At 69.0% G+C, this 10244-nt stretch carries 12 protein-coding genes; 5 read left to right on the top strand and 7 right to left on the bottom strand.

The window, feature by feature from the left end; all coding sequences use genetic code 11:
* Positions 1-237 precede the first annotated feature (237 nt).
* Both AAHH99_RS20255 and AAHH99_RS20250 read right to left on the bottom strand, forming a co-directional pair.
* Positions 238-864: a class I SAM-dependent methyltransferase gene (locus AAHH99_RS20255; RefSeq protein ID WP_418770255.1), complete on the bottom strand. Its 627-nt coding sequence runs from the start codon at positions 862-864 to the stop codon at positions 238-240.
* A complete protein-coding gene (locus AAHH99_RS20250; RefSeq protein ID WP_418770254.1) occupies positions 851-1807 on the bottom strand; it encodes an NAD(P)/FAD-dependent oxidoreductase in 957 nt (318 codons plus the stop codon). The genes AAHH99_RS20255 and AAHH99_RS20250 overlap by 14 nt, the downstream gene beginning before the upstream one ends.
* 46 nt (positions 1808-1853) lie before the next feature.
* Between AAHH99_RS20250 and AAHH99_RS20245 the strand changes: the two genes are divergently transcribed.
* Positions 1854-2429, top strand: a complete 576-nt coding sequence (locus AAHH99_RS20245) for a helix-turn-helix domain-containing protein (RefSeq protein ID WP_418770253.1) — start codon at positions 1854-1856, stop codon at positions 2427-2429.
* Here AAHH99_RS20245 and AAHH99_RS20240 read toward each other — a convergent pair.
* Genes AAHH99_RS20240 through cobC form a run of 4 tightly spaced genes read right to left on the bottom strand, consistent with a single transcriptional unit; the run spans position 2426 to position 6388 of the window.
* Positions 2426-3514, bottom strand: coding sequence for a bifunctional RNase H/acid phosphatase (locus tag AAHH99_RS20240; protein WP_418770252.1), 1089 nt, complete (start codon positions 3512-3514; stop codon positions 2426-2428). The two genes, AAHH99_RS20245 and AAHH99_RS20240, sit on opposite strands and share 4 nt — an antisense overlap.
* Positions 3511-4248: a zinc ribbon domain-containing protein gene (locus tag AAHH99_RS20235; protein WP_418770305.1), complete on the bottom strand. Its 738-nt coding sequence runs from the start codon at positions 4246-4248 to the stop codon at positions 3511-3513. Before AAHH99_RS20235 ends, AAHH99_RS20240 begins: the two co-directional genes overlap by 4 nt.
* A gap of 2 nt (positions 4249-4250) precedes the next feature.
* Positions 4251-5369, bottom strand: coding sequence for a Nif3-like dinuclear metal center hexameric protein (locus AAHH99_RS20230; RefSeq protein WP_418770251.1), 1119 nt, complete (start codon positions 5367-5369; stop codon positions 4251-4253).
* On the bottom strand, positions 5366-6388 hold the full coding sequence (gene cobC, locus AAHH99_RS20225) for an Rv2231c family pyridoxal phosphate-dependent protein CobC (RefSeq protein ID WP_418770250.1): 1023 nt from the start codon (positions 6386-6388) through the stop codon (positions 5366-5368). Before cobC ends, AAHH99_RS20230 begins: the two co-directional genes overlap by 4 nt.
* 64 nt (positions 6389-6452) lie before the next feature.
* Here cobC and AAHH99_RS20220 point away from each other — a divergent pair, with 64 nt between their 5' ends.
* The 3 genes from AAHH99_RS20220 to AAHH99_RS20210 are packed head-to-tail and all read left to right on the top strand — an operon-like array spanning position 6453 to position 8438.
* Positions 6453-7124: an HAD-IA family hydrolase gene (locus AAHH99_RS20220; RefSeq protein ID WP_418770304.1), complete on the top strand. Its 672-nt coding sequence runs from the start codon at positions 6453-6455 to the stop codon at positions 7122-7124.
* Positions 7117-7611: a low molecular weight protein-tyrosine-phosphatase gene (locus tag AAHH99_RS20215; protein ID WP_418770249.1), complete on the top strand. Its 495-nt coding sequence runs from the start codon at positions 7117-7119 to the stop codon at positions 7609-7611. The genes AAHH99_RS20220 and AAHH99_RS20215 overlap by 8 nt, the downstream gene beginning before the upstream one ends.
* Positions 7611-8438 carry an SURF1 family protein gene (locus tag AAHH99_RS20210; RefSeq protein ID WP_418770248.1) on the top strand — a complete coding sequence of 276 codons (828 nt, stop codon included), beginning with the start codon at positions 7611-7613 and terminating at the stop codon, positions 8436-8438. Before AAHH99_RS20215 ends, AAHH99_RS20210 begins: the two co-directional genes overlap by 1 nt.
* Here the strand turns inward: AAHH99_RS20210 and AAHH99_RS20205 are convergent.
* The gene (locus AAHH99_RS20205) at positions 8392-9366 is read right to left on the bottom strand and encodes a cobalamin biosynthesis protein (protein WP_418770247.1); all 975 of its coding nucleotides are present in this window, start codon (positions 9364-9366) and stop codon (positions 8392-8394) included. The genes AAHH99_RS20210 and AAHH99_RS20205 overlap by 47 nt on opposite strands.
* A gap of 36 nt (positions 9367-9402) precedes the next feature.
* On the opposite strand from AAHH99_RS20205, the gene AAHH99_RS20200 reads away from it, so the two are divergent.
* A complete protein-coding gene (locus tag AAHH99_RS20200) occupies positions 9403-10230 on the top strand; it encodes an oxygenase MpaB family protein (RefSeq protein WP_418770246.1) in 828 nt (275 codons plus the stop codon).
* Positions 10231-10244: the final 14 nt, after the last annotated feature.

Here is a 10244-nt window from a genome sequence, read left to right as displayed (position 1 = left end):
TCTCGGGGTGACGCCGCGCGCACAACTCCCCCACCAACGACAACCGCCGTCCCATCGCCGCCGACTCCTCACGCGCCTCCTCACCCATCAAGGTGACCAAGTCCGCATCCGAAGCCTCTTCGAACATGCTTCCGACACTACGCCCGACCACTGACAAGTCTTAACGACGAAAGCATTTCTCTGTGAATGAGTTTCGGCCTGTGGAGAACCTCACGAAATGTCGACCGCGACGGGCGTCTACCGGCGCCGCAGCAGGATCACGTTGTCGGACCACTGCGCCGGCTCGCCGTCCGGCGTCGTGACGTCACGCATCGGCGTACTGATCTTTGCCGGTTCCCATTCGGACTCAGGCAGGTTCAGCGCGGCGACGACCTCCTCGGGAGGTGTGAACGTCTGATGGTGACCATGAAGTTCGGAAAGCCACGGCGGTGGTGTGCCGTGGTCGACGATGAGCAGAAGTCCGCCCGCCCGGACCGCCCGCGCGGCCGACCGGAAGATCGCCGTCCGGTCAAGGGGGAATGTCGAGTGCAGGAACTGCGCGTTCACCAAATCGAATTCGCCATCGGGGAAGCTCTCTGACAGGTCGTGTTGCTGAAAGTCGATCCGATCCCCCACCCCGCGCGCGACGGCATCGGTGGCCGCACGTCGCAAAGCGGTCTCGGCGATGTCGACGGCGACGACGCGCCAACCCCTCTCGGCGAGCCACATCGCGTCACCGCCCTCACCGCTGCCCAGATCGAGCGCGGTACCGGGCTCAAGGTTCGAAACCATCTCGACGAGACGAACGTTCGCCCGCCCGCTCCAGATGCGATTGCGTTCGCTGTAGCGCTCTTCCCAATGCTGTTTTGCGTCAGGCGTTGACATGTCGGCTCCCTTCCGAAATGACTGCTGGAAAATCTTCTTCGACCAGGCTCTGCACGACGGCGGCCGCCGCCGCAGAACCCGCCGCCACCGCGGCGGCCACCTGCGGCATCTGGGCGACCAGGTCGCCTGCGGCGAAAACCCCGTCTGCACTGGTGCGATAGAACGCGTCGATGTGAACCGGATTGTGCGTGACCGGCGTCGGCTCGCCCGTAGCGGCACCGAGTTGTTCGGCCAGCGACGAGCGCTGGTGAAGCGCCGTCGCGACCAGGATGCCCGTCCGCGGCAGCCGGCTGTCGTCGGTGAACACCACCGCCTCAAGGTTGCCTGCGGCACCTGCCAATTCGGCTACCGCCCGTTCGTCGACCGTCACCCCCGCAGCTGCCAGCCGTTCGCGCTGTGCGGGGTCGAGATCGGCGGGACCGTCAGTGAGCAGGACGACGTCGTCGCTCCAGAGACGCAGCAACAGTGCCGTATGCACCGCACGCTCACCGTTAGCCAGCACGGCCAGGGGCTGATCGCGAACTTCCCAGCCGTGGCAGAACGGGCAGTGAAAAGCGGACCGACCCCACAGCTCCGCCAGGCCAGGAAGCGGCGGCGGCCGGTACTCCATGCCAGTGGCCAACACCACCTTCCGGGCCCGCTCGACTCCGTCGTCGTCCAACCGAAGGACGAACAGTTCGTCCGCGCGCTCCCCGCCCGTGGCTTCCGCCGTTCGCAGTTCGACCGACGGATACGCCGACAGCTCTTGACGTCCCAACGCGTACAGCTCCGCCGGCGGTCGGCCGTCGTGGCCCAGAAGCCCACCGATGCCGTGCGCGGGGAGGTTGCTCTGTGCGCCGCCGTCGATCAGCAGTGTGCGACGACGGGCCCGGCCAAGCACCAGTGCGGCACTCAGCCCGGCGGCACCGCCACCGACGACGACGCAATCCCAAATCCTGTCCATGCGACCACCTTGCAGCGGTCGCGAGAAACTGCCAAGCTTTCTTGCCATGCAGGCAAAAGATGAAGACGGCGGCGTAGACGCGCGGGTGCGCCGCAGGCTGCGTGAACTGCGCACCCAGCACGGCCTGACGCTGGAGGAGGTCGCCCGGCGGTCGAACATCGACGTGTCCACGCTGAGCCGCCTGGAGTCGGGCAAGCGCCGCCTCGCGCTCGACCACCTGCCGAGACTCGCGGCCGCGTTGTCGGTGAGCACCGACGAACTGCTGCGCGCACCGGAAGCCGAAGATCCGCGCGTGCGCAGCGGATCCCATACAGCACATGGGATCACGTACTGGCCGTTGACTCGGCAGTCCGCCGGCGGTCTGCACGCCTTCAAGATCCGAATCAGCGCCCGGCGGCGCAACCCGCCCGCCGAACTCCCCGTGCACGAGGGCCAGGACTGGATGTACGTGCTGTCGGGCCATCTGCGCCTGATCCTGGGCGAGCGCGACTTCACGGTGAAACCCGGTGAGGCAGTCGAGTTCTCGACGTGGACGCCGCACTGGTTCGGCGTCGTGGACGGGCCGGTCGAGGCGATTACGATCTTCGGACCGCACGGCGAGCGGCTGCACCTACACGACTAATCCAGGTAAGCCGTCTGATTGACCAACCGCACCGATGCCGCGCCGTCGGGATAGAACTCGGCGATCGACAGCGACGCGAGATCGAGGTGCAGCCGGTACAAGATGTTCGGGCCACCGTCGAGCGCCATCCGCAGCAGCGTCTTGATCGGCGTCACGTGCGAGACCACCAGCACCGTCTCCCCCGCATGCTCTGCGAGAATCCGTGCCCGCGCCCTGCCGACCCGCTCGGCCGCGGAGTCGAAGCTCTCGCCGCCTGGAGGCGCAAGCGAGGTGTCGCGCAGCCAACGCCGGTGCAGGTCGGGGTCGCGTTCGGCCGCTTCGGCGAATGTCAGCCCCTCCCAAGCCCCGAAGTCGGTCTCGATGAGGTCATCGTCGACGGTCACGTCCAGGCCGAGCACCTTGGCCGCCGCCGCGGCGGTGTCGTACGCCCGCTGCAGCGGTGACGTGACGACCGCCGCGACACCCCTGCGCTGTCCGAGATAGCGCGCGGCGGCTTTGGCCTGACGCCCCCCGAGTTCCGTCAGCGCGGGGTTGCCGCGCCCGGAGTATCGGCGGTCGACCGACAACTCGGTCTGGCCGTGGCGTAGCAGCAGGAACCGCGTCGGCGCACCGCGCGCACCGCTCCACGCGGTGGGGTTCGACGCTTGGTGTGGCTTGGATTCTCCGATGTCCGCAGGTATTTCGGCCGCGGCGTCCATCGCCTCGTTGGCCAGCCGGTCGGCGTGGCTGTTCTCTGCACGCGGAATCCACTTGTAGCCGACCCGGTCGAAACGGGTGGCCAGCGCCGTGGCCTGCTGATACAGGGCCGCGATATCCGGATGCTTGACCTTCCACCGGCCCGACATCTGTTCCACCACGAGCTTGGAGTCCATCCGCACGTCGACCTCGGTGGCGCCCAGGCTCGCCGCCTCGCTCAGACCGGCGATCAGCCCGCGATACTCGGCCACATTGTTGGTGGCGTGGCCGATCGCCTCCTTGCGCTCAGCGAACACCGTGGCATGATCCGCCGACCAGACCACCGCCCCGTAACCCGCCGGCCCCGGGTTACCGCGCGAGCCACCGTCGGCCTCGACGATGACCTTCACGCGCCAGAGCCTCTGAGACGCAACAGGATCGCGCCGCATTCGGGACAACGAAGGAGGTCATCGTCGGCCGCCGCGGAGATGCGCGCAAGCTCGCCCTTGTCGATCTCGAGGCGGCACGCTCCGCATCGACGGCCCTGCAGTTGGCCTGCCCCCGCGCCGCCGCGGGCGCGCTGCTGCTCGTAGAGCCTGACCAAGTCGGCGTCGAGTGCCGCGACGAGTTCGTCGCGGCGCGACAGGCTCTGGTGGCGCTGCTGATCCAGTTCGGTACGGACGTCGTCGCATTCGGTCTGCGCGAAACCCAGCTCGTTCTGCAGCTCGTCCACCTTCGCGAGCGCGGCCTGTTGGTCGCGTTGCAGTTCCTCGCGTCGCTCCATCACCTCGAGTTGCGAATCCTCCAGCGCGGCTTGCCTGCGCTCCAGCGTGTCGAGTTCGTGCTGCAACTCGGTGAGCTGTTTTGCGTCCACCGAACCGCCCGAGAGCAGCTTGCGGTCACGGTCTTCGCGCTGGCGGACCGAATCGATCTCGGATTCGAACTTGGCGATCTGGGCGTCGAGATCCTCGATGGCAATCTGCAGGGCCGCCAGTCGGTCGTTGGCTTCCCGATGCGCGGCCTGTACCTCCTCGAGCCGCTGCTGTTCGGCGAGGTTCTTCACCCGATGCTCCAGCCGGGCAAGGGAGGCATCGAGTTCGGCCAACTCGGATAGCGTCTGTTGTTGAGCTACTTCAGCTTTCATGCTCATCTCTCGACATTCCAGGGATCGGTGCGCACGTCGGACACCCACACAGGCAGCGCGTCACCGAAATGGGCTTGCAGCAGGTCTGCGGCTTGGCGGCACCACGGGTATTCACTGGCCCAGTGCGCGACGTCCACGAGCGCGACCTGCGAAGCGCGTCGGTGTTCGTCGGCGGGGTGGTGCCGCAGGTCCGACGTCACATACGCGTCGACATCCATGCGGGCGACGAGGCCGAGCAGCGAGTCACCCGCGCCGCCGCATACCGCTACCCGCGACACCTCGGCGTCCGGGTCACCGGATGCACGCACCCCCCACGACGTGACGGGCAGCGCTTCGCGCACGCGAGACACGAACGCCGCCAACGGTTCAGGACGATCCAGCACGCCAATGCGTCCCAACCCGGCATCGCCGGGAATCGGCGCCAGCGCGAAGACGTCGAACGCGGGTTCCTCGTAGGGGTGCGCGGCCCGCAGCGCGGCCAGCACGTCCCCGCGCAACCGCGCGGGAGCGATGACCTCCACCCGGTCCTCCGGGACGCGTTCGACGGATCCAACGCTGCCGATCGCCGGTGACGCGCCGTCGTGCGGCAGGAACTGCCCGGTGCCTGTCGTGGTCCAGCAGCAGTGCGAGTAGTCACCGATACGGCCCGCACCCGCGGCGAACAGGCCTTCGCGCAGCGCCTCCGACTTCTCCGCAGGCACGAAGACGACCCACTTGTCCAGGTCGGATTCCGTGCTCGCGGGGGCGAGCACCTCCTCGACGGTAAGCCCGAGCGCTTCGGCCAGCGCGTCGGAGACGCCGGGCGAGGCCGAGTCCGCGTTGGTGTGCGCGGTGAACAGCGCCCGGCCGCTGCGGATCAGGCGATGGATCAGGGCGCCCTTGGCGGTGCTGGCCGCCACGGTGTCCACGCCGCGCAGCAACAGCGGATGGTGAGCCAGCAGCAGGCTGCGGTCGGGAACCTCGGCGACGACCTCGGCGGTGGCGTCGACAGCCACCGTGACCGTCTCGACGGTCTCCGACGGATCGCCGCAGACGAGGCCCACCGAGTCCCAGTCCTGCGCCAACTCCGGCGGGTATGCCGCCTCCAGCACGTCGATGATGTCGGCCAGCCGGGCGCTCACCGCAGCACCTCGGCCATCGCCTCGACAAGCACGGGCCACTCCGGGCGTACCGCCGCGCGCAGGAAGTGACCATCGAGCCCGACGAACGTGTCGCAGCGACGCACGGCAATGTCCCTGCGGTCCAGGTGTTTTCGCATCAGTTCGGCATCCGGGACAGAGAACAGGACGAAGGGGGCCGAACCGGTGACGACATGCACGCCGATGCTAGTCAAGCCAGCCACCATCTCCGCGCGCACCTCCGTCAGACGCCGGGCGGCGCGGTCGGCTTCGGCCACCGCCTCGGGTCTGCTGCACGCGGCGATCGCCTCGAGTTGCAGCGTGCCAAGGGGCCAGTGCGGACGCCGTGCCGTCAACCGTGCCAGCACGTCGGGCGCGCCCAGCGCGTAGCCGACGCGCAACCCGGCCAGCGCCCACGTCTTGGTCAGACTGCGCAGGACAAGGACATCGGATAGTGCCTCGGCGGCCAGCGACCCGGGCTCACCGGGAATCGCGTCGGCGAACGCCTCGTCCACCACCACGATCCGGCCGGGCCTGCGAAGGGCGAGCACCTGCTCGCGGGTGTGCAGTACGCCGGTCGGATTGGTCGGATTACCGACGACGACGAGGTCCGCGTCGGCGGGCACCGCATCCGGGGTCAGGGTGTACGGCGCCTCCAGCACCACGTGCACGAAAGGCACCCCGGCTGCGGCCAGTGCCGCCTCCGGTTCGGTGAACGACGGCGCGATGAGGGCGGCGCGTCGCGGCCGCAGGTCGGGCAGCCGCGCGAACCCCTCGGCCGCCCCCGCCAGCAGAACGACCTCGTCGACGGCGCGGTCGTGCCTGCGGGCGACCGCCTCGAGCGCCCGCTGACAGTCGGTCGCGCTCGGATAGCGCGCCAGATCAGTCAACCGGGCCGAAAAGCGGTCGACCAGCCAGGACGGTGGCTCGTCGGCGCGGACGTTGACGGCGAAGTCCAGCATCCCGGGGACCACGGCCTGATCGCCGTGGTAACGCGCGGCAGCACGCGACGGACTCACCACATCACGACCCTAGTGCGCTGGCTGCGGTGGTTCTGCGATCGGGGAGAATGGACCCGTGACCGACATGCTGGCCTCCACGACTACGGCGTCCCGCCCCCAACTGGTGATCTTCGACCTCGACGGCACCCTGACCGATTCGGCGCAGGGCATCGTCTCGAGTTTCCGCCATGCCCTGGGGTCGGTGGGCGCCGTGGTGCCCGATGGAGACCTGGCCGGCATGATCATCGGCCCGCCGATGCACCACACGCTGCGGGGTCTCGGGCTCGGCGACCGCACCGACGACGCCATCGAGACATACCGCAACGATTACCGGACCCGAGGGTGGGCGATGAACCGGGTCTTCGACGGCATCCCCGCGCTGCTGACCGATCTGCGTGCCGCAGGCGTGCGCCTGGCGGTGGCCACCTCGAAGGCCGAGCCGACCGCGCAGCGGATCCTCGCCCACTTCGGCCTGGCCGACTGCTTCGAGGTCATCGCGGGCGCGAGCGTCGACGGCTCGCGCGCACACAAGGTCGACGTCGTCGCCCACGCGTTGGCCCAGCTGGGCGAGATCCCCGAGCGCACACTGATGGTCGGCGACCGGTCGCATGACGTTGAAGGCGCCGCCGCGCACGGTATCGAGACCGTGGTCGTCGGATGGGGCTACGGCAAGGACGATTTCGACGGACCCGACGCCGTTGGCGCCGCCGCGCACGTCGCCTCGGTCGCGGACCTACGCGAGGTGCTTGGTGTCTGAACCCCTGCATGTGACGTTCATCTGCTCGGGCAACATCTGCCGATCGCCGATGGCGGAGAAGATGTTCGCCCATCAGATCGACGAGCGCGGGCTGGGTGAGGCGGTCCGCGTGACAAGCGCCGGCACCGGCGGTTGGCACGCCGGCGAGCCCGCGGACCGCCGGGCCAGCCACGTCCTGCGCGAGCACGGCTATCCGACCGCGCACCGGGCCGCCCAGGTCAACGAGGACCACATGACCGCCGACCTCGTGATCGCACTCGGCCGCAACCATGTTCGGATGCTCAAGGATCTCGGTGTGCCCGCCGAGCGGATCCGGATGCTGCGCTCGTTCGACCCGCGTTCGGGCGCCCACGCACTGGACGTCGAAGACCCCTACTACGGCGACCACTCCGACTTCGAGGACGTCTACACGGTCATCGAAGCGTCGCTGCCAGGCCTGCACGACTGGGTCGACGAACAACTCGCCGACCGGGGAATCGCCAGCTGATGCGCCGGTGGTCCTTCCTGCTGCGGCCGTCATGGCTGGCGTTGTTCGTCGTCGTGGCCGCCTTCGCGTATCTGTGTTTCACCGTGCTGGCGCCGTGGCAGCTGGGCAAGAACACCAAGACCTCGCGGGAGAACGCACAGATCGCGAACTCCTTGACCGCCGAGCCGGTCCCCGTGGCCTCGCTTCTGCCGAGCCAGGATTCGGCGGCGCCGGATGACCAGTGGCGGCGGGTCACCGCGACCGGACGCTATCTCCCCGAAGCTCAGGTGCTCGCGCGCCTGCGGATGGTCGAAGGCGAGCCCGCATTCGAGGTGCTGGTTCCGTTCGCCGTGGACGACGGGCCGACCGTGCTCGTCGATCGCGGATACGTGCGGCCGGTGCAGGCTTCGGGGGTGCCGGAGATCCCACCGGTGCCGGACGGCACGGTGACGATCGCCGCGCGGTTGCGCGACTCCGAGGGGCTGGTGCAGGACAAGCAGCCGTTCCGACAGGACGGCATCCAGCAGGTGTACTCGATCAACACCGCGCAGATCTCGGCGATCACCGGCGTCCCGCTGGCCGGTTCCTATCTGCAGCTGGAGGCCGATCAGCCGGGCGGGCTGGGCGCAATTCCGCTGCCGCATCTCGACGCCGGACCGTTCCTGTCCTACGGCATCCAGTGGATCGCGTTCGGCATCATTGCGCCGATCGGCCTCGGCTACTTCATCTACGCCGAGGTGCGCCAGCGCAGGCTGGAGAAGGCCGCCCGGGAGGCCGCGCAGGCGCGCCCCGACGCTCCGCTCACCACGGAGGAGAAGCTCGCCGACCGCTACGGCCGACGGCGCTGAACGCGATCGCCACTCCGGCGGCGGCCAGCTGGACCGCCCGCGACAGCCGCACAGCCCTGCGCAGGTCGCGCACCTGCGGCGGCGGGCCGTCGCCGAGCGTCGGCCGGATCTCCAGTTCGTGCGCGTACTGAGTGGGGCCGCCGAGCCGCACCCCCAGCGCACCCGCGAAAGCTGCCTCGACCACGCCGGCGTTCGGACTCGGATGGCGGCCCGCGTCGCGCTTCCACACGCGCAGGGCCGCGACGGGAGAGCCGCCGACCACGGGAGCGCATGCGGCCGCCAGCACCGCGGTCGCGCGGGCGGCGAGATGATTCAGCAGATCGTCGAAACGCGCTGCCGCCCAACCGAACCGCGAATAGCGCGGCGAGCGGTGACCGATCATCGCGTCCAATGTGTTCGCACCGCGGTACACCAGCACCGCGGGCACACCCCCGAGGGCGGCCCACAGCAGCGGCGCCACGTGGGCGTCGGATGTGTTCTCCGCGACCGACTCGAGCGCCGCGCGGACGAGGCCGGCCTCGTCGAGCACCGCGGGATCGCGGCCACACAGCGCCGGTAGTAAGCCTCGCGCGGCGTCGACGTCGCCACAGTGCAGATGACGAGCCATCTGGTCTCCGGTGCGGGCCAGCGACGTCCCGCCCAGCGCGACGAACACCGTCGCGGCCGTGGTGACCGTGGCCGCGACGACGCCCCGGTGCAGCGCCGTTCTGTGCGCCGCGGTCCCGAGCAGTGCCAGCGCGCCGAGCAGGGTTGCCGTGTGGACGACGCCCGCCGCGCGGGTGTCGGCGTAACTGCGACCCTCCAAAGCGGCCGCCGCGTTGCCGAACAGCGCCACGGGATGTCCGCGCCGAGGGTCGGCGAACAACGAATCCGCGACACAACCGGCTGCGATCCCCACCACACGCGGGCGTGAGGTCGGCACAAACACATCGCGAGCGTCTCACAAGGTGCTCTACTCGGATGCATGAGGTTCGGGCCACCGCGTCGGCCGAGACGCGTCGTCGACTTGCTCAATCCGGCTGCAGCGCTGGCGCCGGCGGCCAACGTGATCATGCAGCTGGCCTCGCCCGGCGTCGGTTACGGCGTGCTGGAGAGCCCGGTCGACAGCGGCAACGTCTACAAGCACCCGTTCAAACGGGCCCGCACCACCGGCACCTATCTGGCGGTGGCGACGATGGGCACCGAGAGCGACCGCCGGCTGATCCGCGAAGAGGTCGACCGCGTGCACGCGATGGTGCGGTCTACCCCGTCAAGCCCGGTGTCCTACAAGGCGTTTGACCCCCAATTGCAGCTATGGGTGGCCGCCTGCCTGTACCGCTACTACATCGACCAGCACGAGTTCCTGTACGGACCGCTCGACGACGAAGCGGCCGATGCGATCTATCTCGACGCCAGAAAGCTCGGAACCACGCTGCAGGTGCACGAAGACATGTGGCCGCCGGATCGCGCCGCGTTCGACGAGTACTGGAAGCGTTCACTCGACGAACTGCGCATCGACGAACCCGTCCGCGAACACCTTCACGGGGTGGCCGCGATGGCGTTCCTGCCCGCTCCGCTGCGGCTGCTCGCCGGCCGGTTCAACCAGTTCGCGACGACGGGGTTCCTGCCGCATGAGTTTCGTGAGCACACGGGGCTGCCGTGGTCGGGGCGCCAGCAGCGCAGGTTCGAGGCGCTACTGACCGCGCTGCGTGTCGCCGACCGCGTCATCCCGCGCGACGTCTGGATCCTCGGCTACCGGCTGTACCTGTGGGATATGCGGGCACGGGCACGCCTCGGAAGGCGAGTCGTGTGAACCCACAAACGCAG

The organism is Mycobacterium neumannii (assembly GCF_048452905.1).
GTDB lineage: Bacteria > Actinomycetota > Actinomycetes > Mycobacteriales > Mycobacteriaceae > Mycobacterium > Mycobacterium neumannii_B.
Note: the sequence above shows the minus strand (reverse complement) of the source record. Positions and strands in the feature narration are given on the sequence as shown.

Bases quoted from the DNA above. Each gene is read 5' to 3' on its own strand.
- AAHH99_RS20255 (WP_418770255.1), bottom strand. From the start codon at position 864: ATGTCAACGCCTGACGCAAAACAGCATTGGGAAGAGCGCTACAGCGAA.
- AAHH99_RS20250 (WP_418770254.1), bottom strand. From the start codon at position 1,807: ATGGACAGGATTTGGGATTGCGTCGTCGTCGGTGGCGGTGCCGCCGGG.
- AAHH99_RS20245 (WP_418770253.1), top strand. From the start codon at position 1,854: ATGCAGGCAAAAGATGAAGACGGCGGCGTAGACGCGCGGGTGCGCCGC.
- AAHH99_RS20235 (WP_418770305.1), bottom strand. From the start codon at position 4,248: ATGAAAGCTGAAGTAGCTCAACAACAGACGCTATCCGAGTTGGCCGAA.
- AAHH99_RS20220 (WP_418770304.1), top strand. From the start codon at position 6,453: ATGCTGGCCTCCACGACTACGGCGTCCCGCCCCCAACTGGTGATCTTC.
- AAHH99_RS20210 (WP_418770248.1), top strand. From the start codon at position 7,611: ATGCGCCGGTGGTCCTTCCTGCTGCGGCCGTCATGGCTGGCGTTGTTC.
- AAHH99_RS20200 (WP_418770246.1), top strand. From the start codon at position 9,403: ATGAGGTTCGGGCCACCGCGTCGGCCGAGACGCGTCGTCGACTTGCTC.